Origin of the sequence: Leptolyngbya sp. PCC 6406 (assembly GCF_000332095.2) — a bacterium.
Classification (GTDB): Bacteria; Cyanobacteriota; Cyanobacteriia; order Phormidesmidales; family Phormidesmidaceae; genus PCC-6406.
The window spans coordinates 653,992-676,738 of record NZ_KI913949.1; the positions used below are offsets into that span (position 1 = coordinate 653,992).

Annotated in this window: 21 protein-coding genes and 1 tRNA gene; 8 read left to right on the forward strand and 14 right to left on the reverse strand. The window is 55.6% G+C overall.

Features of this window, described 5'->3' with window-relative positions; translation table 11 throughout:
• Nucleotides 1–63: 63 nt before the first annotated feature.
• The gene (gene nblR, locus LEP6406_RS0203005) at nt 64–759 is read right to left on the reverse strand and encodes a response regulator transcription factor NblR (RefSeq protein ID WP_008317893.1); all 696 of its coding nucleotides are present in this window, start codon (nt 757–759) and stop codon (nt 64–66) included.
• 77 nt (nt 760–836) lie between these two features.
• Nucleotides 837–1,754, reverse strand: a complete 918-nt coding sequence (locus LEP6406_RS0203010) for an NAD(+) kinase (RefSeq protein ID WP_008317891.1) — start codon at nt 1,752–1,754, stop codon at nt 837–839.
• Between the two features lie 295 nt (nt 1,755–2,049).
• Between LEP6406_RS0203010 and LEP6406_RS0203015 the strand changes: the two genes are divergently transcribed.
• Nucleotides 2,050–2,859, forward strand: a complete 810-nt coding sequence (locus tag LEP6406_RS0203015; protein ID WP_051463606.1) for a dienelactone hydrolase family protein — start codon at nt 2,050–2,052, stop codon at nt 2,857–2,859.
• Between the two features lie 92 nt (nt 2,860–2,951).
• Here the strand turns inward: LEP6406_RS0203015 and LEP6406_RS0203020 are convergent, their stop codons facing one another.
• The 4 genes from LEP6406_RS0203020 to uvrC form a co-directional block, all read right to left on the reverse strand.
• A complete protein-coding gene (locus tag LEP6406_RS0203020) occupies nt 2,952–3,560 on the reverse strand; it encodes a J domain-containing protein (RefSeq protein ID WP_008317886.1) in 609 nt (202 codons plus the stop codon).
• Between the two features lie 405 nt (nt 3,561–3,965).
• A complete protein-coding gene (locus LEP6406_RS0203030) occupies nt 3,966–6,539 on the reverse strand; it encodes a GH116 family glycosyl hydrolase (RefSeq protein ID WP_008317884.1) in 2,574 nt (857 codons plus the stop codon).
• 236 nt (nt 6,540–6,775) lie between these two features.
• Complete coding sequence (locus LEP6406_RS0203035) at nt 6,776–6,967, reverse strand: hypothetical protein (protein ID WP_008317882.1); 192 nt, start codon at nt 6,965–6,967, stop codon at nt 6,776–6,778.
• A gap of 467 nt (nt 6,968–7,434) precedes the next feature.
• Nucleotides 7,435–9,414, reverse strand: a complete 1,980-nt coding sequence (gene uvrC / locus LEP6406_RS26385) for an excinuclease ABC subunit UvrC (protein WP_008317880.1) — start codon at nt 9,412–9,414, stop codon at nt 7,435–7,437.
• A gap of 344 nt (nt 9,415–9,758) precedes the next feature.
• On the opposite strand from uvrC, the gene LEP6406_RS0203045 reads away from it, so the two are divergent.
• Nucleotides 9,759–11,381, forward strand: a complete 1,623-nt coding sequence (locus LEP6406_RS0203045) for a serine/threonine-protein kinase (RefSeq protein ID WP_008317878.1) — start codon at nt 9,759–9,761, stop codon at nt 11,379–11,381.
• A gap of 27 nt (nt 11,382–11,408) precedes the next feature.
• Here the strand turns inward: LEP6406_RS0203045 and LEP6406_RS0203050 are convergent, their stop codons facing one another.
• Together LEP6406_RS0203050 and LEP6406_RS0203055 are read right to left on the reverse strand one after the other, a co-directional pair.
• Nucleotides 11,409–12,701 carry an MFS transporter gene (locus LEP6406_RS0203050; RefSeq protein WP_008317876.1) on the reverse strand — a complete coding sequence of 431 codons (1,293 nt, stop codon included), beginning with the start codon at nt 12,699–12,701 and terminating at the stop codon, nt 11,409–11,411.
• A gap of 277 nt (nt 12,702–12,978) precedes the next feature.
• The gene (locus LEP6406_RS0203055; RefSeq protein ID WP_008317874.1) at nt 12,979–13,182 is read right to left on the reverse strand and encodes a DUF2811 domain-containing protein; all 204 of its coding nucleotides are present in this window, start codon (nt 13,180–13,182) and stop codon (nt 12,979–12,981) included.
• 650 nt (nt 13,183–13,832) lie between these two features.
• Here LEP6406_RS0203055 and LEP6406_RS0203060 point away from each other — a divergent pair.
• Nucleotides 13,833–14,966: a hypothetical protein gene (locus LEP6406_RS0203060; RefSeq protein WP_008317872.1), complete on the forward strand. Its 1,134-nt coding sequence runs from the start codon at nt 13,833–13,835 to the stop codon at nt 14,964–14,966.
• A gap of 65 nt (nt 14,967–15,031) precedes the next feature.
• Here the strand turns inward: LEP6406_RS0203060 and LEP6406_RS0203065 are convergent, their stop codons facing one another.
• The 3 genes from LEP6406_RS0203065 to bchI all read right to left on the reverse strand — a co-directional run bounded on the left by LEP6406_RS0203065 (nt 15,032) and on the right by bchI (nt 17,255).
• On the reverse strand, nt 15,032–15,532 hold the full coding sequence (locus LEP6406_RS0203065) for a tetratricopeptide repeat protein (protein ID WP_008317869.1): 501 nt from the start codon (nt 15,530–15,532) through the stop codon (nt 15,032–15,034).
• Between the two features lie 110 nt (nt 15,533–15,642).
• A complete protein-coding gene (gene ruvC / locus LEP6406_RS0203070) occupies nt 15,643–16,152 on the reverse strand; it encodes a crossover junction endodeoxyribonuclease RuvC (protein WP_008317868.1) in 510 nt (169 codons plus the stop codon).
• Between the two features lie 2 nt (nt 16,153–16,154).
• Entirely contained in the window at nt 16,155–17,255 is a 1,101-nt protein-coding gene (gene bchI / locus LEP6406_RS0203075) for a magnesium chelatase ATPase subunit I (protein ID WP_008317866.1), read from the reverse strand.
• Nucleotides 17,256–17,470: 215 nt separating this feature from the next.
• Here bchI and LEP6406_RS0203080 point away from each other — a divergent pair, with 215 nt between their 5' ends.
• Nucleotides 17,471–17,944 carry a globin family protein gene (locus LEP6406_RS0203080; protein WP_008317864.1) on the forward strand — a complete coding sequence of 158 codons (474 nt, stop codon included), beginning with the start codon at nt 17,471–17,473 and terminating at the stop codon, nt 17,942–17,944.
• 14 nt (nt 17,945–17,958) lie between these two features.
• Complete coding sequence (locus LEP6406_RS26390; RefSeq protein WP_008317862.1) at nt 17,959–18,687, forward strand: phycobilisome rod-core linker polypeptide; 729 nt, start codon at nt 17,959–17,961, stop codon at nt 18,685–18,687.
• An 87-nt stretch (nt 18,688–18,774) separates the two neighbouring features.
• On the opposite strand, the gene LEP6406_RS33495 is transcribed toward LEP6406_RS26390, so the two are convergent.
• Nucleotides 18,775–18,948, reverse strand: a complete 174-nt coding sequence (locus tag LEP6406_RS33495) for a hypothetical protein (protein ID WP_008317860.1) — start codon at nt 18,946–18,948, stop codon at nt 18,775–18,777.
• A gap of 307 nt (nt 18,949–19,255) precedes the next feature.
• Between LEP6406_RS33495 and LEP6406_RS33500 the strand changes: the two genes are divergently transcribed.
• Nucleotides 19,256–19,426 carry a chlorophyll a/b-binding protein gene (locus tag LEP6406_RS33500; RefSeq protein ID WP_027268794.1) on the forward strand — a complete coding sequence of 57 codons (171 nt, stop codon included), beginning with the start codon at nt 19,256–19,258 and terminating at the stop codon, nt 19,424–19,426.
• Nucleotides 19,427–19,463: 37 nt separating this feature from the next.
• Nucleotides 19,464–19,769: a hypothetical protein gene (locus LEP6406_RS0203100; protein WP_008317856.1), complete on the forward strand. Its 306-nt coding sequence runs from the start codon at nt 19,464–19,466 to the stop codon at nt 19,767–19,769.
• Nucleotides 19,770–19,790: 21 nt separating this feature from the next.
• On the opposite strand, the gene LEP6406_RS0203105 is transcribed toward LEP6406_RS0203100, so the two are convergent.
• Complete coding sequence (locus tag LEP6406_RS0203105; protein WP_008317854.1) at nt 19,791–21,881, reverse strand: potassium channel family protein; 2,091 nt, start codon at nt 21,879–21,881, stop codon at nt 19,791–19,793.
• A gap of 74 nt (nt 21,882–21,955) precedes the next feature.
• On the opposite strand from LEP6406_RS0203105, the gene LEP6406_RS0203110 reads away from it, so the two are divergent.
• Nucleotides 21,956–22,028 (forward strand) — tRNA-Ile (locus LEP6406_RS0203110).
• 190 nt (nt 22,029–22,218) lie between these two features.
• Here LEP6406_RS0203110 and LEP6406_RS0203115 read toward each other — a convergent pair.
• The gene (locus LEP6406_RS0203115) at nt 22,219–22,653 is read right to left on the reverse strand and encodes a hypothetical protein (RefSeq protein ID WP_008317851.1); all 435 of its coding nucleotides are present in this window, start codon (nt 22,651–22,653) and stop codon (nt 22,219–22,221) included.
• Nucleotides 22,654–22,747 lie beyond the last annotated feature (94 nt).

Sequence of the window (22,747 nt, forward strand, 5' to 3'; positions counted from 1 at the left end):
TTGGGTTAGTGCTAACGATCGCCGCCACAACAAGATCAAAAGACGCATGGATCTGGGTATCTCCTAGCTTTCCCGCAATACGTAACCGACTCCCCGGACGGTTTGAATTAGACGTTTTTCGTCATTGCCATCAATCTTGAGTCGTAGGTAGCGGACATAGACCTCGATAACATTAGATTCCCCCATAAAGTCATAACCCCACACATTTTCCAGGATTTGCTCCCGAGTCATGACCTCCCGAGGGTGCTCCATGAGATAGCGCAGCAGCTCAAACTCCTTCATCGTGAGGTCGATAGTGCGACCGTTACGGTTAGCCGTACGACTGGCTAAATCTAAGGAGAGTTCCCCAAAACGCAACTGCTCCGCCGTCACCTGACCGGGCTGGAGATAGGTCTGCACCACATTCAAAAAAGCATCGGTGCGGTAGGGCTTAAGGCAATAATCGTCGGCTCCAGCCTCTAGACAGGCAATACGGTCCTCTAGCGTATCTCGGGCCATGAATAGCAGAATGGGGCTGCAAAATCCGGTGCCTCTCAGGTCTTGGCACACCGTTAGCCCAGATTGGTTACCTAGGAGCCGATCCACCACTACTAAGGCGGGCTTGAGGCGCTTGGCCTGTTGCACCCCCTCGCCAGCGGATCGCACCAGAACGGCTTCGTAACCGGCTTCTTCTAGATCCTGGCTCAGATGGGTGGTGAGGTCATCGCTGGTGGCAATGATTAACACCTGCGGCGGCGGCGCGAGTGGGTCGATATCCATACCTCAGCATCCTAGACCAACGGCAGGCGATCGCCCAGACTACTGCGACGCCATCAGACTGCCGTTGATTATAGCCCCTAGGGCAGCTCCACCGATGTGGGCTTGGCAATGTGGGGGAGCCCCCAGCCCAGCTTTTCCCGCAATACCCGGAAAAACTCTGGGGGGCGGAGACGAATAAAACGAGCTGGATACAGTGCTCGCTGCGTCTGTACCCGGTCTCCCGGCAACACATAGCAGCCAGCATTGCCATCCACCACCATGACCAAGGGGTCGGGATTGGCGGAGGTAATGCTCACCAGCTCTGTATCGGGAAAAACCAGTCCCCTTGAGGCCAGTGAATGGGGGCAGATGGGGGTAAGTTGAGTGACGGGTACCCCTGGCGTAATCACCGGTCCTCCCGCTGAAAGGGAATAGGCAGTAGATCCTGTGGGGGTCGAAATAATCACCCCATCGGCGGCAATATCTACGGGGGAATGGTGGCCTACGGTGACCTCAAAGTGACACATGCTGGTGAGGGGCTCGCGGTGAATCACCATTTCGTTGAGGCAGAGGGCTTCCCAGATCAACCGTTCTTCGTGGAAGAGTTTTACTGCCACCATGGCCCGGTCTTCGATTTCGTAGTTGCCTTGGAGAACCTGCTCAATGGCTTGGGGCATTTGGTTCAAGTAGGCTTCTGTCAAAAAGCCCATATGACCTGTGTTGACGGTGAGCAGAGGGATGCCCGCTGGGGCCACCTGTCTGAAGGCAGATAATACGGTGCCGTCTCCTCCTAGAACCACTGCAAAGAGCATACCTTCATCGAAACCTGTAGGCACCAAGCTCTCAATTGAGGCGTGGCAGAGGGGCCGCTCTGGCCGAGAATAGCCTAGGAGCCCGCCTGCCCCTGTAGCCATTTGTACGGGATAGCCGAGGTCCATGAGTTTTTGTCGCCAGAGGTCTGCTACTTCGCAGGCTGCTGGCTTGATGTCATTGAAGATGATGCCGACTTTGGGCACGCGCTGCTTCCGAATAAAGGGAGATTAAAATTCTTAGGGAAGTCCCTACCTGGATACCAGATGCCCAATGCGTTCTGGGTGTCGTGGGTTGGAATTTACCTTTTGACTAGGCTACCGCCTTTTTCCATCGCTTGAACAGCCTCTTGCGGGGTGATTGCCTGAGGATGGCTGTTCGTCTTAACCCGCTTCCTAAGGCTCCCTGATGGCCCCTGCCCAATATTCCTGCATTACCGTAGAAGGGGACCGGGGAAGAGGGCTTGGCCCCACGGGTAACGGTCTGTTGATGTTTTGGAAAATGAGGCTTGTGCTAAAAAAACTAGGGCTAAATAAAATACTTGCGATCGCGGCGGTTATCGTGCTCCTACTTGGGGGCTGGACCACCGCTGCTCGGGCGGGCATTGTCACCCAGGACGTGGTGTATTCCGTCGCTGGCCAATCCTACGAGGGTTACATTGCCCGCAATGAAGGCTTTGGAGACCAGCAGCCCATAGTGTTGCTGGTCCATGACTGGAATGGCTTGGATGAGTATGAGAAACGCCGTGCCCAGATGTTGGCAGAGCGAGGCTATACGGCTTTTGCCGTGGACCTCTACGGTCAGGGGGTGCGCCCGAGCAATGCTGAGGAATCTCAGGCAGAGAGCGGCAAGCTTTACCGCGATCGTGCTGCCATGCGAGAGCGGTTATTTGCAGCGCTAGAGCGAGCCCGTCAGATGCCGGGGGTCGATCCGCAGCGGGTGGTGGCCATCGGTTACTGCTTTGGGGGGGCTGCTGTCCTGGAATTTTCCCGTGCTGGAGCCGATATTGAGGGGTTTGTCAGCTTTCACGGGGGCCTAGCCACCCCCGAAGAACAAGACTATACCCAAGCAACAGGACCGATCCTTGTGCTCCATGGCGCAAATGATCCCGTTGCCCCCATGGCTGAGGTTGCGGCCCTGGCAGAGGATCTCACTGCCGCTGGCGTGGATTTTGACATGGAACTCTATGGCGGAGTGCTTCACTCCTTTACGGTATGGGGGGCGAATGCAGGTAGTTCCCGTTACGATGGCCGCGCCGATCTGAAATCCTGGGATGCGCTCTTGACCTTCCTGGATGAGCAATTTCGCTAGGGGTTGTGGCAAATCAAAGTCAGATTTCTTGTTATGGGCCAGAAAAGGTTGGGCTGCTGCGACAGAATAGTAACTATTTCAGCCTAGGTGTACTAAGGGGCTACGGCGGGGGACTGCTGCCATACCAGATGTTCAATACGCTGGAAGTCGCGGTTAATCTCCTGCCATAGTGCCTTGTTGTGGGGGTCAATACGGAGGGCTTTTTTAAGGGAATGACGCGCCTTTTCATATTGGCCATGGCGAATGAGATGCCGTCCCCAGCGTTGATAGGTAATGGCTCGCCATTGGCGAACCTCTGTATCCTGGGGCAAACGTTGGGCTAAACCATCCACCAGTGCGATCGCTCTCGGAAAGCGCTGGGTTTGAAACAGAGTTTGAAGTTGTCGGTAGGCCCGCTGTTTGAGGGTATGTTCCTCGGAAGACAGGTCGGGGTTGACGAGAACCTCAACGGTCGGGGGAGTCGTTACCGTTATTGGGGGTTGGGTTGAGGGCCGGGGGGCTGGACGAACCGGGAGGGTTGACACCAGCCGTTGATAGGCTTGGGTGATGCAAATGAATCGATCCTCGGCGTTGCGATCGCCGGGATTGACATCGGGATGGTAACGCCGAGCAAGACGACGATAGGCTGCCTTGACCTCGTCAAAGGCGGCGTTTTCCCGTAGCCCTAGGGTTCGATAATCCTCTGCAAGTTGCCTATGCACCGATAGCCCCAAAATTTATCGATAAGTCTATCTTGTTTACCCATAACCAGCACCTTTCTCACCAGCAGTAGATTTCTCAGAGAACACTAGTCCTGCTACTGGGCAGGGCGGGTTTTGAAAGACCATCCCCCCATTACCCGCCAAATCCGAGCCAAACCCGCCCTACGGGATCTATCTATCACCGCCTGCATTGGGCGCGGAAACCGCGCCCCTACCCCAAATACCCCAACACCGATCACCCGGCGACTGGGCAGGGCGGGTTTTGAGCCTCCCATCCTGAATTACCTGGTACATACGAGCCAAACCCGCCTCTACGGCGATCACCCCAATACCCCCAATACCGGTCACCCAGCAACAAAGGCAACCACAAGGGATTGCCCCTACGGAAATAACTCCAACCCCCCTTCACCCTTCACCCTCACACCCTAACTCCCAGCCCTGCAAAACCCCATACAGGCCCCAAATAGCGAGGGGGCGGAGGTAGTGGCAGGCGCGGAAGGTGCCGAGGGCGGTGATGGCTTCTGGGGTGCGGAACTGGAGGCCGTGGGTGTAGATTTGCTGGACTACTGCTTCGGTGATGGCAAAGGCTTTATCTACCTGGCCCATTTGGGCGAAAAACGTGGCGAGGCCGAAGTTGATGCCGGTCCACACTTCGAGCTGGTGGGTGCCGTCGGGGTCTTCGGGGGAGCCATCGGGGAGGACGCCGTTGGCAGCGCCGATGGGGATGCCGGGTTGGGCCGACCGGAACGTGCCTGTTTGGGAACCGATGAACTTTTGCTCCTGGGGTCGGGCTTGGGTGGCGGCGTAGTTGTTGAATTTTAAAAAACAGGCGTCGTAGATAGCTGCTAGGGCCGATTGCACGTATTTCTCTTCTACCAAGTCTGGTAATTCCATTAGGCGGGCGCAGAATTGGCCGCAGAGCTGATCTGCCATTACCACGGAGGAGTCGCTGCCGGTTTCTAGGCGGTAGTAGCGTCCGTTCCAGAGGCGCTTATGGTAGACCTTGCGGCTTTGCTCTAGCCAACGACGATATTGGGTGACGAGGATGGGGGTATTGCCGGGGGCACGTCCGGCGGCGGTGAGGGTATCGGCGATCGCGATCGCACTTTCCAATGCTGCCATCCATAGCCCCCCACAGTAGGCACTAAGGCCCTTGAGCTGCCAATCGTCAAAGGTTTGGTCTGGGGCTCCACCATTTTCGGGAATGCCGTCGCTGTCGGTGTCAAAGCGCTTCAGATACTTGAGGGTTTCCGTCACCGCCGGCCAGCAGTCCGCCAGAAAGTCCCCATCGGTGGCCCCCGTCATCTTGTAAGCCCGGTAGACCTGGATGACGAAATCACTGGGCAGGTCTTTCCACTGGTTGCAGTCTTGGTAGCTGGTGTAGTTGGTTTTGACAAAGGGATGCTCGTTCGGTGCGCCCAAATCATGGGGGGTTGCCCCTGGAAGCTTGCGGGGAGCGTAATGGTCGGTTTCGCCTATGGTGTAGTAATAGCCAATGATACGGGGGTGATCATCCGCCGTAGGAATGGCACGAGCAAAGGCGCGAATCACTGCCTTCTCCAGTTCTGGCCACAGAATCAGGGTGGCGAATCCGCCGTAGAGACGCACATCCAGGCTCTCGTACCAGCGATAGTCTACACATTCCAATACCCCAAATTGGCCCACGGGGTCAGTCTCGGTCGCCGCCGTCCACAGGGTACCGCCACTGGTGAGGTCATAGAGTTCGTTGAACAGGGCCATCTTGAACCAGTCAGGAAAATCCGGTTGGTCAAGGATTGGCTGTTGCCAGTTGATAATCTGCTGTCGCCAGGTGGTGTAATTTGCCAACGCAGTTTGGGCAATCACCCACGCATTCTGCCCCTCCCGGCCAAAAAAGTCCGTATAGCGGCGATAGTCTGCCACCCCCGCCGCATATTCCGTCACCGGCAGATCCCAAACCAGGGTCATGGGCATCTGCCGCGTTTCCCCTGGCTGGAGGGTAAAGCGAACTGCGATCGCGCCCCCGATCTGTTCTCCCGCTGCCGCAGGGCGATCGTCCCCGCTATTCACCAGGGAACCATCTATGGCAAAACCATTCCACAGATCACCCCCATCCCCCACTGGGTTCCAGCGGGTGTGATAGAAGACTTCTACACCGGGTTGAGTCAGGGTCGCGATCGCCCATTGTCCCTCCCCCTCGGTCGGAGTAATCCCCGGTGAGATCGCCCCATTCATCACATACCCAACCGCCGCCCCTGTTTGCACCAACCGGTTAGCATTGCCCGCACTCTGACCAATAGCCGACACATAGTCGTAATAGGGGCTGCCGTCATCCCGCTGCAACACCTGGGGCGACTTTGCAGTATTAGTAAACCAGCCCACCATGTTCTGCCAACTCAGCAGAATACTGAGGGTAATGGGCTGATCCGTCGGATTATGGGCTGTCCACAGGAACACCGCCACTGGATAGCTGGCTTCCTGGTAGTTTCGAGCCCAGATGGGGGAGAACTGTTCACAGGTGAGCTGCGCCTGGAACACGTTCTCATAGACATACCAACTGCGGGGGTAGAGGGCGTGGTAGGTGCCAGTGGAGAGTGGGGGAGAGGCGGGGAGTTCTGAATTTTGAATTTTGAATTTTGAATTTTGATTTGAATTTTGAAGTGTTGCGGGATACCATTGCCATTGCCCCAAGGTTCCATCCGTGGGTGCTTCTGTGGACAGGGCATAGGCTTGGCGCTGGTCGCCCCATTGTTCAAACACACTGAACTGGCAGGCGGGAAAGGTCTGAAAGGTGTGTTCACCGCCGTCTAGGTGCCACAGATTGAAGTCGCCGTGGGGCGATCGCCCGATGCAGCCCGCGCCGAAGCCTCCCAGGGGAGCACCATGGTGGGGACCGTCATCTAGATTACTGGCATAGCGAACGATGTAGTGGTGTTCCCAGCCCTGACCGATAGGGTGGTGCCAGGTGCAAGGGGGAATGCAAGGAAGATGGTCTACCATAAGTGCCCAATGTCAATCGCAAGCGACCTCACAAGTCAGCGTCGCCCAAGGATTGTAACTGGTTGGTGTGGGCAGCGGAGAGTCGCAGGCAGGAGCAAAACCTTAGTCTTCCAAGATACAATTTTAACCCTGATCCCAAGGGAGTCGCTGCGACCTGCGTTTAAGGGTGTCGGCTCGGACATGGAAAAATCTCTCACCTTTCTTGGAAGGTGAGAGGCAGGGTGTAGAACCGTGCATTATCGGCAGGCAAAAATGCCGGGGGCGTAGGCTTCAATCACCTTGCCCGTATGGTGGCAGGTGATCATCAAGTAGTCGCAGTGGGGGCATTGGGTGCGGACCACGCCACTCTCAGCGAGATGGTGGCGCTCAGCATCGCCGCCACAGTTGGGACAATTCACGGTGTAGGTAGAGTGGGTAGCACGTTCCATAACTTGGGCCTCTGAGACAAGGTGACGAACCATAAGAAAAGCGATCGCTCGCAGCCATTGCAACTCCGACCTGAGCGGGGTAATGGCTGAGGGATCGCAACAGTATTAACGATTGGAAACAACAGTCAACACTTCAAAATGGTATTTCAAAAAAAAGGAGGCGTGCAACCATCTATAGGGCTTATTTTTCTGGAATTCCCCCTCAGATTCCTTGATCCCCACTGGTCCCGAACTCCACTGAGTCTATATGTAGCAAGAGTTTTAGACGACTAGGGAGAGTTTATGGCTAGAAATATTAAGCAATTATGTATCTTGATCCCCGAATAATAGCCTTGATAGATAAAAATATAATTCTTGAGGGATGTTGCGAAATCTTTCCTGCGATCCCCAGAGCAATTAGATTTTCCTATGACTAGTGAATTAATGCGCGGATTTGGATTATGGGTTGTGGATCCAGGGCTGTTCTTCTATCCCGTAGTCGCAGATTCAGGGGCAGGACTGACCGCCTCATCGCTGGGGTGGAAATAGTCGTAGATCTGTTGGGCTAGGTGGGGGCCGATGCCGGGGACCGATGCAAGCTGATCGGGGCTGGCTTCCCGGATGTAGTCGATGGAGCGAAAAGCAGCCAGGAGTTCCTTTTGGCGATGCTGCCCCAGACCAGGAATTTCGGAGAGGCGCGATCGCCGCATTCGAGCGCTGCGTTTTTGTCGGTGGAAGCTGATCGCAAAGCGATGGGCTTCATCTCGCAATCGTCGCAGTACTTGCACTCCGGGCTGCTCTGTTTCTGTTGCTAAGGGATGGGACTCGCCGGGGAGAAAGATTTCCTCCCGCTTTTTGGCCAAGCTGACCACGAAGACATCCCCCAACAGGTTCATCTCCCGCAGCTCCGCCACCACGGCGGAGAGCTGCCCCTTGCCGCCGTCGATCATGACCACATCGGGCCAGTCAGGATTGCCCACTCGCTGGAGATCGGGATCGGCAGCGTAGCGACGAAAACGACGGCGGATTACCTCGGCCATGCTGGCAAAGTCATCGGAGTGCCCCGCTCGCACCTCGGGGTTTTTGATCTTGTAGTGGCGATAGTGCTGTTTTGCGGGCATTCCATCCACAAAGACCACCTGGGAGGCGACGGCGTCGGAGCCCTGGATGTGGGAGATGTCGTAGCCCTCGATGCGCTTTGGCAGGTCTGGTAGGTCTAGAATTTCCGCTAGATCTTGCAGGGCTTGGAGATTGCGATCTGCCACCCTTTGGGTACGGGCTAGCTCATACTGGGCGTTGCGCTCCACCATGTCTAGCAACTCCGCCTTGGTTTGGCGCTGGGGCATTTCGATCGTTACTTTCCGACTCCGCCGTTGGGTGAGGTACTCCGCCAGAATTTCTGCTTCGGGCAGCTCATACTGCACTAAGATTTCCGCTGGAACCTCTACGGCATCTACCGTTTGGTAATGTTCCTCCAGTACCCGCTGAAGGATTTCCCCTGGTGTGCCTGCCTGGGCGTCGGCGTTGAATCCCAGTCGTCCCACTAGCCGTCCGGCGCGGATCTGGAAAAGCTGAATGCAGGCGAACTGGTCGTCGCTGGCCATTGCGATCGCATCCCGAGAGACAGTGTCATCCGGCAGCGCCACCTTTTGATTGGCCGTCAGCCGATCCAATCCCTGAATTTGATCCCGTAGGTGCGCCGCCAGTTCAAACTTCAGGGCTTCGGCAGCCTGCTCCATCTGGCCCGTCAAAATATCCACCAATTCCGTCGTGCGACCCTGGAACACCATCGCTACCCGCTGCACCGTCCTTTGGTACTCCTCTGGGGTAATGAGCTGCTGGCAGACCCCTGGACAGCGACCAATGTCGTAGTTGAGGCAGGGACGGTCTTTGAACAGGGGTTGGGGTCGCTGCCGCAGGGGAAAGATGCGCTTAGCGATGCTAAGGGTGCGCCGTAGCAACCCAGTGTCCACATAGGGTCCATAGTAGCGATCCTTAGAATTGCCCTTGCGCCGCTTGCGCGTGACAAAGATACGGGGATAGTCCTCGGACCAGGTGATACAGAGGTAGGGGTATTTTTTGTCGTCCTTCAGCAGCACATTGAAGTGGGGCTGGTGCTGCTTAATGAGGTTAGCCTCTAGGGCCAGGGCTTCGGCTTCGGTATCGGTGACAATGAACTCAATATCCACCACCTGCATCACCATCAGGGCAATGCGGGGCATGTGGCGGTGGGTATCGCGAAAGTAGGACCGCACCCGGTTCCGCAGCCGCTTAGATTTGCCGATATAGAGAATCTGCTCCCGGCTGTCGCGCATGAAGTAGACACCGGGCTCAACAGGAATTTCCTTGAGCCGTGCTTCTAGGCGATCGGGATCCTTTAGCAGTGGAGGGCTAGCGTTGGCAGACACGGGGAGCGTATCAATGCATGGGGTTCTATCAGGATAAGAGTGTTCCAGCGAAATTCCCATCTCAGATCTGAGCAGAGCCTAAAGCGTGAATCCGCCAGAGCGATACCGTACTGATAGTTTCCAGCAGATGGGGAGCCCGTAAAAATACGGGGATATTCGGTTCATCAAGTTTTCATGGGCTTTTCTATCGGATGGTCATGAAAACCCCTTACAAAGCTGGGAACAATCAGAGTAATGTGACAATACCCTCAAATCTCAAGCTATCGCTGCTAAGGCAGTGAAAAATCTTGAGGCTAAACGGTTAGCATGGAGGGCAGCAGGCTCATCATCGCCAGCCTGGGGATGATTGCACCCTTGGTAATCCTTTCTGCTATGTCACTGGGGCCTCTATCACCGCACGTCGCATGAGCTACTGCATTAACCTAGACTGCCCCCAGCCGAAGAATCCCCCCAATGTGACCCATTGTCAGACCTGTGGGGCGAGCTTACACCTGCGCGATCGCTATCGAGCGCTGCGGGCATTGGGGCGAGGCGGGTTTGGCGCGACCTTTTTGGCGCGGGATGAAGCCCTCCCTGGCCATCCCCCCTGTGTGATCAAACAACTGCGCCCCTCCGCCGATGCTCCCCACATTCTGGAAATGGCGCGGGATCTATTTCAGCGAGAGGCCAAGATTCTGGGAAAAATTGGCAACCATCCCCAGATTCCCAGGTTGCTAGATTATTTTGAAATTAATCAAGAGTTTTTTCTAGTTCAAGAATTTATTAATGGCAATACCCTCCAGCAGGAGGTGCGCCGGGGTGGCCCCTTCAGCGAAGCGGGGGTAAAGCAGTTCCTCAGTGAAGCCCTGCCCCTGATTCAGTACGTCCACAATAGCGGCGTCATTCACCGCGACCTCAAACCCGCCAACTTAATTCGGCGTGATGAAGATAAGAAGTTAGTTCTCATTGACTTTGGGGCCGTTAAGGACAAGGTCAGCCCTGTCCAGCCCAACAGTTCCGAACAGACTGCTCTGACCGCCTATGCCATTGGCACGCCGGGGTATGCGCCCCCAGAACAAATGGCTATGCGTCCGGTCTACGCCAGTGACCTCTACGCAATTGGGGTGACCTGCATTTATCTGCTCACGGGCAAATCACCTAAGGAACTAGATTACGACCCCACTACGGGGGAAATGCTATGGCGAGAATATGTCCACATCAGCGACCACTTTGCTGGGGTGCTGCAAAAGATGTTGGAAATCTCGGTGCGCCATCGCTACCAAAGTGTTGAATCTATTCTCCGGGATCTGGATCTAGAACCCTACATGGACAGTTTGGCCCAAAATATGGCCTTCCCTGCAAACCCAGGGCGTAATAATAGCCCCAATAGCGGCCCCAACAGCAGTGACCTGCGGGATATGACCTCTCCCTCTGGGGGCACCTCTTCCCCCACCTCTCGGATGGCGGCGGCAATTCGGGCTCGACGAGAGCGGGCGACTCGAACCGGGGCTGCCCCACCCGCAGCGCGCGATCGCATGATGACCAATGGTCCCCAAACTGCCGGTCGATCCGGCAAGGTTTCCGGGGGGTCTGGTGGTAGTGGGGGACAGCGGGGCAAGCTGACGGCGGAGCAAATCAAGACGGCCTATGCTAAGGGGCAACGGGATTTCTCGATGCAGAACTTGCCAGGAATTGATCTGCAAAAGGTGACCTTGGCGGGAGCAAACTTTAATCAAGCTCAACTACCCAAGGGGAATTTTCAAGGGGCGGACTTGACGGGGGCCAACTTTGGCCGCGCCAACCTGACCGAGGCATCCTTTCGCAGTGCTAACCTAGGCCGCGCCTATTTAACCAATACCAACCTCCAGGGAGCCGATTTGCGGGGGGCCAACTTGAGTTATGCCTCCCTGGGACAATGCAACCTGCGGGGAGCCAATCTCTGCGGTGCCGATTTGACCGGGGCTCGAATTTCCTTGGACCAATTGGCCCTGGCCCGCACCAATTGGTCCACGGTGTATCCCAATGGTAAACGGGGGCTCATGCAATAGAATTCCTAGGGCGATGTCGCAGGGTTTCTAGATATTGTCTCTTCCCTCTGGCTGGGAGTGAACTGCTATAGCGGCAATTGCTCCACGACTACCGGCACTAGCGACACAGACCCCCGCCAACAGGAAAGCTAAAGCACCGACGGAGGATCCCCACCCTAAGGTGGGGGCATTGCCGCCCAACACGGCTCCCGCAAGACTAGCGGCCAGGGCTCCCCCACTGAAATAGATCCCTGTGCCTAGGCCCGCCTTATCCGGGGGCACCATGGACAAGGCAAAGGGGATCGTACCATTAGACACTAGGCTAAAGGCTCCACCAAACAACATTGCCAGCAGCAGCCCTAGAACCATACTCTGAATCGCCATTGCCGCCACCGCCACAAAGGCCATAGCGGCTAGTCCTGCAACCATGGCACGGCGATTACCCAAGCGTGTGGCCAAAGCCCCTGCCGGAATTGCCGTCAGGGCTAGGGTAATGAAGATGGCCCCCATAATTAGAGGGAGATTGCCATCGGGAACCTGGGCCTTAATCACGGCGGGAAAGACCCCCATCACCAGCCGAAACCCTAGGGCTACCCCCACCCCCGCGCCAAATACCAGGGCCAAGCTGACCCAGGGTAAGGTACGAGAACTACTCTGGCTAGGGTCTGACGACAACCCTACAGTCTGGGCCGTCTGGGCTGCCGGAGCAGTCTGGTCCACTGTTGCCACTGATTCATTTGGACCCGCCCAACGGAGTGCCACCATGGCCACCAGCAGCACCCCGGAACCGATAGCAAAGGCCACCATTGGTCCCAAGCCCAAAATGAACTGGTTCGCCAAGGGGCCCATGGCCCCTGCTAGCCCCCCAACCAAGGTGAGGATACTGGCTGCTTGTGGCAGTTGGGTCCGAAAGGCGTAGCGCCCCAGAAGGGATAGAGCAGGGCTACGAAACACTGTCATTGCCAAGGCCCAAGCTACAAGGAGCAAGGGCAAGGCCCAACGTAACAACGGTCCCTGTCCCCAAAATAGGACGGTGGGCAGCAGGATAAAACAGGCGGCTGCGGCAATAATGCCTAGGCTCACTAGGGGGAATCGTGTGCCCACCCGATGCTGCATTTGGTCGGAGAAGGTGCCCATGAGGGGCTCCATCACCATCGCCAGTAGATTCTCAATTACCAGCAGTCCTGTGGCAAGGCCCTGGGGAAATCCCAGTCGGGTCAGGAGTTCTACCAGGTAGAGATTGTAGATGACCCAGGTGAGGGCAATGGCCCCCTGCACCGTCGCGAGGCCACAGACTTGGCCCCACAAAATAGGGGATGAAGACCGAGATTCCGCAGTCATGGAATTTCACCGTAGGACAATAGGGGTTTTATCAAGTCTGGCCCAATAACCACACAAATCTATTCCATGGGTGGAGGCGCAAAGTTTTGCGCCCTTTGTGGGGTTGTGCGCAATCAATTCAATTCGATGGCTTCCGAAAATATTAGGAGACAGCTTTCTCCCTCACACTTCCCCTCACACTTTATGGTTGTTACCTAAATTCCCTAGACTCGGGTAAAAGCTTTGAATTCCGTTGACGACAGAATCTTTAACGGCGATCTCTCTGTAATGGTGCTCTCTAGGCAGCGTAATCAAACAACGTATCCAGATAAATACGATTCACCCGACGGTCGCCTCCACCATTTTGCATCAGAAATAAGGATAGAGCAGCACAAAAAACCCGTTGCTGACTCCAGGCCGGGTGGGATTCGAGATATCCCTGCAAGGATTCGTGCAGATCCTCTGGGATTTCTACTAACAGGCTAATTGTGGAACTATTCATTCAAGTCTCCTTAAAACACCACAGATACAGAGCAAACCACCCGAAAGTTGCACCTCCATAGCTGGGCTATCCCTGTCTCCCCGCCAACTTTCTGAGGATCCAGAACTGCCGCCACCACAGGCGCTGTGTCTTCCGGTCGCATCATTCTGCCTAGCCCTCCCTAGGGCTGTCAATGTTGCAAAATATTGCAAGAGCTGTATTCGAGCTGCCTAGCCTACGGAGGAATGGGGGTTTCAGGCGTTTTGCCGTTACTCAACGTTACAGAAAGGGGGGAGATCGCTGGGGAAAAGGGGCAGATCGCGATATCCACAGGACAACGCAATCTGGGGGGATAATCCCTTAACCTGTGGAAAACCCTCCCCAACCTGTGGACAACCTGTGGAACATGGGGAAAAAACAGGGGTTAAATATCAACTTTTGTAAAAGATTTCTCTAGCCCAGGGGTGACAATGGCGCGATGGTCTCCGACCAGCCTTGGCTATCGCCGTTTTTCCCTGTTCTACGGGCAATTTGGGACGCAATTGGGAGTTTAGGCCCCTTGAACTTGTCCCTTTTCACAATAAGAATTTAGACTATATTTATAGTTCATGTGAACTATTTCGCTTCGAGTCTGAACCAAGATTTAAGATTCACTTAAGCCAACCCATCCCATGTTCTCTCTTCGTTGGATTGTTCTGGGCCTGCCCGCGATGGCCCCTCTGGGACAGTCTCTGACCATCGCGCTTTGGAGTCCCCCTGGACAGGCCACCGAGATTACCCCGGCCCATGCCCTCACCTTTGGTGTTACCCCAGCCCAAGCGGCCCCAGAGCCTTCTGCGCTCGCCCCAATAGCAATCCCTGCCCATGCCGCCTTTCCAGTGGATAGTCCTGGCGTAGAAAGTCCTGGGACCGCCCCCGCTGATCCCAATCTGAGCTTCCTGCTGCCTGCCCCAGTCCCAGGGCGACTAGGGGCGGTTGCCCAAAGGTCAGAGCCTCGTCATCCCAGCCTGGGGGCGATAGAGCCGATTGCCCAGCCTGAAGCCCTCATCCCACCCCAGGCCCATGTTCCGCTTCCCGTGCCCCCCGCTGAGGTTCCCGGTAGCCCCCAGACTGAGGTGCCGCCGCCGCCGATGTCTTTCCCCGTGGCGGTGTTGTTTGCGGGGGGAAGCGAGTCCTTGGTGGCGCGGGCGGTGGGCAGTGCGGAGGGCACCCGCACCGCCGAAGGACACCGGACTCCTGCCTATTTCGGCCATGTGGATCCAGGAAACCAGGTATGGAATCTGGGGAGTTTTTCCTATCAGCATGGAGCTCAGACCCCAGAGGAGGCCGATCAGCGGCAATTAGACCGGCTTCAGCACCAGACCCAAGTCCTCCGGCATCAAGCCGCCGCCAAGGGACTCACTTTGTCGGTGCTGGAAATCTTGAATGGTATTGATTTGGCCAATCAGGCTCCCTTGGCGGCCCTAGACCGGGGCTATATTGACTGGCTTGACCAAGCTCGTCGCCTCAATCTGGGGGAAGCAGAGGGAATTCTATGGGCGCGATCGCGGGCGTTTTTAGATCCCGATACGGGCCGTTGGAATGCACCCGGCCTGGGGAATTCCGTGGAGAGCATCAGCCAAGATCAGGAACGTCGCCAGCAGGCCATCGCCAGCGCTCTACGGGTCTATCAAGCCCAAGTTGAATCATTGCCATCCGATGTCGCACCAGCACTATCTACAGGTGAATCTACAGGTGAACCTATGGGTGAAAAAACTGGCTTAGAGCCTATCGATCAGGTGATTTTGCAAGACTGGCCACTGTAACTAAGCCAGACGGAGCGAGACAGATCAAACAGTAACTTGTGCTGAATTCCGGCAAAGGCTAGCACCTAGGCCCACCAGCTCAGCCCCCCGATCAAAAGTGCGATCGCGGTCAACGCCAGCCACAAAAAGCCGTTGTCACGGGTATTTATTTGACTCAAATCCTCTGGTTCCATCCCCACCTCGGGGCGACGGGGTTGGGAACGGGTTGGAGGCGCATATTGACTCAGATTGAGAGTGCGATCGCGGTCCTCCGCCAAATCACTCAGATCTGGAATTCGAGTTTGCCACTCTTCCTTCAGCTTCAGGCGAGGAGCATTGAGAATGTAGAGCAACCGCTTACCTTGTTGCCGAGTATCCAGATCGGGATGACGGGTTAAGACCTTGCAAAGCGCAACGGCCTTTTCCTGCTGATTAGCAGCGGCATAGGCATTCACCAACCACAGACTGATTTCTCCCCCCAGGGCACCATTGGGGTTGGCCAACTTCACAGCCTGCTCAAATTCAGCCACCGCTTCGCGATAATTTCCCCGCTCAAAGGCATCCTGGCCCATTCCATAGTGGTCCATTCAATCCTCCAACACCCCAACACCCCTGCATAGGGCGCGGAAACCACGCCCCTACGGGAAATTCAACTCAAAACTCAAAACTCAAAGTTTCCATCACCCCCCCAACACCCCTACCGCTGAAACCAAGCCGTAAGCGCCACCGCCAAAGCATCCGCCGCATCATCAGGTTTAGGAATCGTCGGCAAATTTAGCTCATGGGCAACAGCATCCTGCACCATGCCCTTATCCGCATTCCCATGGCCCGTCAACGCCTGCTTAATCTGGGCTGGCGTGTACTCCACCACCGGCAGTTGATACTGGGCCAATACCAGTAAAATCACCCCCCGAGCCTGGGCCACCAAAATTGTATTCCCCATACGGTAGAAAAACAGCTTCTCCAAAGCGACCCGATCGGGCTTTACCTGATCGATCAGCTCGTGCAAATCGTCATAGAGCGTACAGAGGCGATCGCCAATAGGGGTCTTGGCCTTGGTTTCAATCACACCAAAATCCAGCACCGCTGCCCCCGCCACCGTACCCGCCGCTTCCCCCAAACAGTCAATCACCCCAAAGCCGAGGATTGCCAGCCCTGGATCTAGCCCTAGGATGCGCTGACCTCCAGGGGGATTTTCACAGGGCATAATTAGCCCACAGCGGCGGGTTGACGTCCGTTCGCCGCCATCTCCTCAGCATCCAGAGAAACGCCAAAGACCTGGCTAAACACCTTTTCCACCTTGTAACCCGTATCAATAGATTCCAGGGGATCCTTCCGCAGGCGGTGGCGCAAACAGAGGGCGATCACCCGGCGAATATCGTCCAGAACAACTTCAGTCCGACCCTCATAGGCCGCGAGAGCCTTGGCCGCCCGGTTGGTGACAATGTCTCCCCGGAGGCCATCCACATCTAATTCTGAGCAAACCTGGGAAATTTTGACCCGATAGTCATGATCCAAGGTCACGCTGGGCAGGCGCATTTGGGCCTCTACAAGCCGCTGTTGCAGTGCATCTTGCTCAGTCTGATGGTTGGCCAGATAGGTCTGGGGATCCTGGTCAAAATCCGACCGCTGCTCCACAATCTGCACTCGCAACTCCGGATCCTTGACCGTGCGAATTTCTGCATGCATTCCAAAACGGTCTAGGAGCTGGGGACGGAGTTCTCCTTCTTCAGGATTGCCAGACCCGACCAGAACAAACTGGGCCGGATGTCGAATGGAAATGCCCTCCCGCTCTACGGTGTTCCACCCCGAGGCGGCAGAATCCAGCAGCACATCCACAAGATGATCATCCAGCAGGTTCACCTCATCCACATAGAGGATGCCCCGGTTGGCCTTGGCCAGTAGACCGGGTTCAAAGGCTTTGACCCCTTCTGCCAGTGCCTTTTCAATATCAATAGTTCCGCAAACCCGATCCTCCGTTGCCCCCAACGGCAGATCCACCATGGGTACCTTTTTGCGGGCCACAGGCAGGGTTTGCCCAGGACGCTCCTGCTGAACGTCGAGATCCTGGGGCGATCGGCTAAAAGGATCATCCGCAACCACCTCAATTTCGGGTAAGAGATCCGCCAAGGCCCGAATTGTGGTGGATTTGCCAGTGCCGCGATCGCCCATAATCATCACCCCCCCAATGCGGGGATCGATCACATTGAGCAGCAACGCCAACTTCATATCCCCTTGGCCAATGACGGCAGTAAAGGGAAAGACAGCGCGGCGGGAAGCGGTCGTGGGTTGAGGAGCGGTAACAGTCACAGGCAAAGACTCTTGTATTGGAGGAGTAAACAGGTACGAAGCCTTAAGCAGCCATTCTCCATTGTGCCATAGGGGTTTACGCCTAGAACGGTTCGCCCATGGGCCAGAAGTAGGTCGGGTCTCCGAACTCATTAAGAAACGCATCGATCCTGTCGTCGTCGGAAAGCCCTCGGGGCAGTCTAACAAGAGAAGTAGACCGTAGTTGGAAAGAGCCTATGACCGCCCTTAATCATCGCCTCCAGCAGACCATTATTGACGCCGACGGTCGCTACCTTTCCGGGGATGAACTCCTTCCCCTAGAGAACTATCTCGGTACCTATCCTAGGCGATTAGAAGCCTATCAAGAAATCAGTCAGAAGAGTAACGAGCTGGTGCTTGCAGCTCTACGTAAATTCGCCCGAGTCCACCCGGAAATTATTCAACACAGTGGGAAACGATGCCAGTTCGACATGTCCCAGGTTCTGCAATACATGGCCCTAGCTTTGTTGCTGGATGATGAATTTATGTTCCGAGAAAAGATGATGTTTTGGTTAGATACCATGCTGCGAGCCCACCACAAACAAGAGGCTTGTTCCAAGGCATATCATCATCTCCAGGAGGCCATTCAGAGCAATCTGACTGCCAACACCACTGAACTGGTACGCCCCCTGATCAATATTGTGTTCGAGTCGCTCCAGTCCTACACCTAAGGGGAATACCTACCATGAAACCCGTCGAAAAAATCACTGTCAATCGCCACTCCTCCGTAGAGGAGCGCCAGCGTGCCCTTTACGAAATCTATGGCCAAGTACTAGAACGCCAGCCCTACGCCTATGAGCATCGTCTCCTAGCCAAGGCAGAGCAAGACTTTCTCCGCGACAAAATCGGAGTCAAGCGCTTTCTCAAAATCCTCGGCCATTCCGAAGTGTATCTGAATGAATTTTATTACAGCAGCTCCAATCTGAAATTCCTAGAGCTGTGCTTCAAGCACTTTATGGGACGCGCCCCCTTTGACCATTACGAGATGAGTCACTACAGCGATATTCTGATGCGGGATGGGGTGAATGCCTTAATTAATCAGATGATTGACTCTGAGGAATATCGCAAGCACTTTGGCTGTTTTACCGTTCCCTATCCCAGTCAGGAAGAGTTTTACCCGTCTCCCAAAGCCTACCTAGAAACCGATATTCTCAACCATGAACTCCATGGTCAGCGGGGCCACGTGATGCCCACAATGGTATGGCATGAATTGGGATTGGACTGCGACGGTGGTAGCTGTGACCTTCAAGGTCAGCCGACGTTGTCTTTTCCTGAGCCGGAGGTTAGTGAACGTCTAGAGTTTCTCCAGGTCTTACGACGGATGCATCCAGAGGATCTTAAGGAAATCGCCGCGTCTCTCCCACCTACCCAGCGGGCTTCCCTGAGTCAGGCCCTCGCTAAATCCGCCCGATGATACCCGTGTGCCCGAGGCTCTTGCCTCGGGCACATCAGAGCGTGGGTTAAGTTAGATGCGCGATAGGGATAGGTCTGCAAAGTAACCCTAGTCCACGACCCTTAGCCGTCCTTGGTTCAGGGCTTCGTATATCTGATTAATCAGCTCTCGATCATTCGTGGAGAGGGTGGTCTGAGAGAATTGAATCATCAATGTTTTCTGATCAATCCGTGTAATGCGACGGCTTTCCAAGATTTTGGTGATGGTAGCTTCAATAGTCATGCTTCAGGCTCCCCGATTGTTTCTACGATAGAAAATCTTCCGAGATCACAGCATCAGTACTAAAGCGGGTTCTATTCCTGAGATCAGGGTCGGGACTCAGGGGAAATTCTGAACCCCCCTGCCTGAGGTCCTGGAAGCCATGACTAATGCTTCTCACCCCCTCCTTTGCCATCGACCTCAGCAGAGTGAGCAAGATTATGCGGGACGGGGGGAAATCCGAAGGGGGCCGAAATTGACGGCGGCGAAGTTTCTCTACACAATTGATCTAACTGCAATAGAGAAATGTACTAGGACGCTAGCAATCGCCATGGCAGAGATACAGCCTTCCATCACTCCCAATCTCCACCGCCCCAAAGCCGGTTTCACAGCCTATGCAGAACGGCTCAATGGGCGGGCTGCTATGGTGGGCTTCCTTGCAGTGATCGCGATCGAATACTTCACCGGCCACGGGGTCTTATCTTGGCTGGGGTTGACCTAGGGCTATTTTTCTTGACTGAACGCCAGAATTAGCGTCTATGAATTTATTTGGCCCGATTGCCGTGAAGCGTCTGTTTCGCCGAGAGCCCATTATCAGTGGGGTGGTGACAGCGGCGATGGTTAATGTTCTCCTAGGCACCCTTGAGGGGCAAGTGGGGTTAGCTTGGCTAGGGCTAGCGGTAGCGGGTGGTGCCGTTTCTTGGCGGGCCTGGCGATCCTTGAGTCGGCCCCGACCCTTTACTGAAGCCTCTCCGGTGCGTTATCTGCCGGATTCGTCTTCGCGACCCACCATGCCCATTGTGGATCTATCTCCTGATCGTCGCTCCCCACCACCCCGTCGTTAGGGTGTGTGAACAATGAATTGATCAATTTCGAGAGGGTCGGGGGCTGTCTTGGGGGGATAACACCCGTGCCTTGACCCGCGATCGCAGGAGCAATCTGACCAGCCGTAGCGCTTGGTGGCGATGGAGGGGCTGGGGCAGCACCGCCGGCAGATGGGTCATCAGAGTCCGCGCTGCGCCAATATCACACCCCGCAACCCGAGCAATTTCCGCCGCCCCTTCAAACTGGGCATCATAGGCCACGGCCTGGAGAATTTCCACCCGCCATTGACGCAGGGCCAGATGGTGCTGTTCAATGCGCTGCAACCCGCGAATGGTGGCCAACACCACCAGGCGATCTCCCACCTCCAAGCGAATATCATCGGAGGGCATGATGCGAGGAACAGCGACAACACTGCCAGGGTCAGATGCTCCCCGCTGGTGAAGAATCGGCACCACGCCATAGCCGTAGGCGACATCCGCCAAAAGCAACCCATGGAGAGTATCTTCTGCCGCTACGCGATATTGAGTCACCATGACGGTCTGGTGATAAAGCCGAAATAGGCTGACAACCTGTTCCCCAAAAGCCGCCCCCGCAAAGGCTTCTGCCGATAGGGCTGAGGCGCAGACCACCTGGGCATTGGGAAATAACTGAGCCACCTTATCCGTAAAGACCTGATCATAGGTGCGAATAATCAGCCGACAGCGGGGGTTGACCCGATAGGCCATCAGTCCCAGTTCTAGGTTTTGCATTTCGTTATCACTAACGGCCACCACACTCTTAGCCTGGGCTAAGTTGGCATTTTTCAAACCCTCCCCAATCGGACCCGTGATCAGGGGCATATTTGGCAAGGTCTCGGGCTTTAGGGTCTGGCTGGTAATACCCACCACCGGCTGCTGCAATTCCTGAAGCAGTTCTACAACCCGACGACCCACACGCCCTAGCCAAATCACCGCCACATGGTCCCGTTCAGGAATGGGCGGGCGACGGGCCAGAAACTCGAACTTGAGGGTGAGTAGCTTTTCCGTCAGCAGGGCGTAAAGTACCCCAATAAAGGCAGTGCCCATCAGGGTGAGCCCTAAACTAAACAACCGCAGCCACCAAGGAATCGGATCCGTTGGGGCTAAATCGCTGAACAGGTCACCGTAGCCCCCCAACAGCAGTACCACGGTGGCATAGAAGGCATCCGCTACTGTCGGAGTTAGCTCTGTCACCCGCATCAGGATCACGCCCAGAACGCAAAGCAATACCACAGTCATGCCGCAGAGAAATGCCACCCGTCGGATCTGCTGTTTATAACTAGCCTGCCAAAACTGGACTAGCCCCCGTCGCAGCCGTTGTCCCTGTCGTCGTAGATTCATCTGCTGGCGAGGACGAAGACGGCGGGACGTATTGCCCTCCTCCTCAACCTCCACCGTGACTAAGACATCCCCGGCATTGATGGGGGAATTAGGGAGCCAGGTGTAGAACTGGGCGGAGGCACTCTGGGGATTATCCAGGAGAGGGACTTGGGCATCGGGGTAGCGGGTCACCACATCGGCACGGATGTGGCGCAGAACGCGACGCTTGGGGGTATCAACCTCATGAACCTGACGGTGACCGCACCAGGGATGCTGGGGATCGATGATCTGTTTGCGGATGCGAAAGGCGTGGGAGCCCAGGTTGAAGACCCCCAGAAGTTCTTCTCCCAAGGCGGCCAAGGCAAAGGCTGGGGCCGCCAGTTGGGTGGGCTCAAAGGCTACAAAGTTGGTGAGCTGTTCGGTTAGCAGTTCGTTCAAGTTCTGCTTATCCGATCGCACCACCAAGCGCACGGTGGGGTTTAGCACTCGCGCTGTCAAGGCCGCCTCTAAGTTCACCTGCTCATCGGTGGTGACAAATAGGGCGGCCCGACAGTGGCGAACCCCTGCCTGCTCTAGCACCGCCGCTTGCCGACAGTCTCCCACCACTAGGGTCTCTAGATCCTGAGGCAGGGTTGCAACTTCCCAGCGGAGCGGGGGGGAGAGTTCCACCGCGCTCACCTGAACGCCGAAGATCTTGAGGTTGACTACGCAGTGCTGACCAAGACTCCCCAAGCCACACACTAAAAAGTGGTCTGGGGGAGATGAGAAGGGGACAGAATTGCGGCGATCGTTCACAGGATTAGCCGATTACGGATCATCCACCGACCAAAGCTTTAGGCTAAGATATACGGGCTAAAATAGGACAAATCCCAGGGTTGGCCGAGCGGATTAGGCAGCGAACTCATAATTCGCCCCAGGCAGGTTCGATTCCTGCACCCTGGATTATTGGGACAAAATATACTGGAATTGCCACCCCAGCTTTCTGGAGGAGGCTTGATGGGGGGCTTTTCTGTGCCACGGGCATATCTGTCATCGCCAACCCCATGGCGATGGCTCCTTTGGGTCAGGGACTGACCCAAAGGAGCCATCGCAATTCCCATGGGGATAAATGGCGGGGCAGTTAGACCTTTTTCTAGGGGAAGGGTGCCCGCTCAAAGACAAACTCGCTGCCGGAAACACGACTACCTAACTGGCTGGCGGGCAAGAGTTGAACAGAGGTGTTGTAGGGACTGTAGAGATCGGGTACGCGAATTATGGGGGTGCTGGTGTTTTGTTCGTTCATCAAAAACACATAGGCCCGGTGCAGGGCATCCGCATCCCATTCAATCTCCCGTTCTGGGAAGGAGGCACTATCAAAGCCACCAAATCCCAGAATATAGTTGGCCTGCCGCCAAGCTGTGCGGTTATAAAAGTAGGTGCCCGAGTTGCCAAAGAAGATTTCTTCCATTGCCTCGGGAATGGTAGCACTTTGAGTTCTGGGGGCGTCCTGGGCGGTTGCAGGGGCTACCCATGCCACCGTCGCGGCAACGGCTGCTGCACTTAGACCACAAAGAAAGCGGATTGCCATCGCTCTGCTCCTCAGAACTGTGTAAATATCAGGACTACGGTTTCCATGGCGGTCTCCCCGCCACTAGGCTATCCCGTGGGTTTAGGATGCCCTC

Bases quoted from the DNA above. Each gene is read 5' to 3' on its own strand.
- nblR (WP_008317893.1), bottom strand. From the start codon at position 759: ATGGATATCGACCCACTCGCGCCGCCGCCGCAGGTGTTAATCATTGCC.
- LEP6406_RS0203015 (WP_051463606.1), top strand. From the start codon at position 2,050: ATGAGGCTTGTGCTAAAAAAACTAGGGCTAAATAAAATACTTGCGATC.
- LEP6406_RS0203030 (WP_008317884.1), bottom strand. From the start codon at position 6,539: ATGGTAGACCATCTTCCTTGCATTCCCCCTTGCACCTGGCACCACCCT.
- LEP6406_RS0203035 (WP_008317882.1), bottom strand. From the start codon at position 6,967: ATGGAACGTGCTACCCACTCTACCTACACCGTGAATTGTCCCAACTGT.
- uvrC (WP_008317880.1), bottom strand. From the start codon at position 9,414: ATGGGAATTTCGCTGGAACACTCTTATCCTGATAGAACCCCATGCATT.
- LEP6406_RS0203045 (WP_008317878.1), top strand. From the start codon at position 9,759: ATGAGCTACTGCATTAACCTAGACTGCCCCCAGCCGAAGAATCCCCCC.
- LEP6406_RS0203050 (WP_008317876.1), bottom strand. From the start codon at position 12,701: ATGACTGCGGAATCTCGGTCTTCATCCCCTATTTTGTGGGGCCAAGTC.
- LEP6406_RS0203055 (WP_008317874.1), bottom strand. From the start codon at position 13,182: ATGAATAGTTCCACAATTAGCCTGTTAGTAGAAATCCCAGAGGATCTG.
- LEP6406_RS0203060 (WP_008317872.1), top strand. From the start codon at position 13,833: ATGTTCTCTCTTCGTTGGATTGTTCTGGGCCTGCCCGCGATGGCCCCT.
- LEP6406_RS0203065 (WP_008317869.1), bottom strand. From the start codon at position 15,532: ATGGACCACTATGGAATGGGCCAGGATGCCTTTGAGCGGGGAAATTAT.
- ruvC (WP_008317868.1), bottom strand. From the start codon at position 16,152: ATGCCCTGTGAAAATCCCCCTGGAGGTCAGCGCATCCTAGGGCTAGAT.
- LEP6406_RS0203080 (WP_008317864.1), top strand. From the start codon at position 17,471: ATGACCGCCCTTAATCATCGCCTCCAGCAGACCATTATTGACGCCGAC.
- LEP6406_RS26390 (WP_008317862.1), top strand. From the start codon at position 17,959: ATGAAACCCGTCGAAAAAATCACTGTCAATCGCCACTCCTCCGTAGAG.
- LEP6406_RS33495 (WP_008317860.1), bottom strand. From the start codon at position 18,948: ATGACTATTGAAGCTACCATCACCAAAATCTTGGAAAGCCGTCGCATT.
- LEP6406_RS33500 (WP_027268794.1), top strand. From the start codon at position 19,256: ATGGCAGAGATACAGCCTTCCATCACTCCCAATCTCCACCGCCCCAAA.
- LEP6406_RS0203100 (WP_008317856.1), top strand. From the start codon at position 19,464: ATGAATTTATTTGGCCCGATTGCCGTGAAGCGTCTGTTTCGCCGAGAG.
- LEP6406_RS0203115 (WP_008317851.1), bottom strand. From the start codon at position 22,653: ATGGCAATCCGCTTTCTTTGTGGTCTAAGTGCAGCAGCCGTTGCCGCG.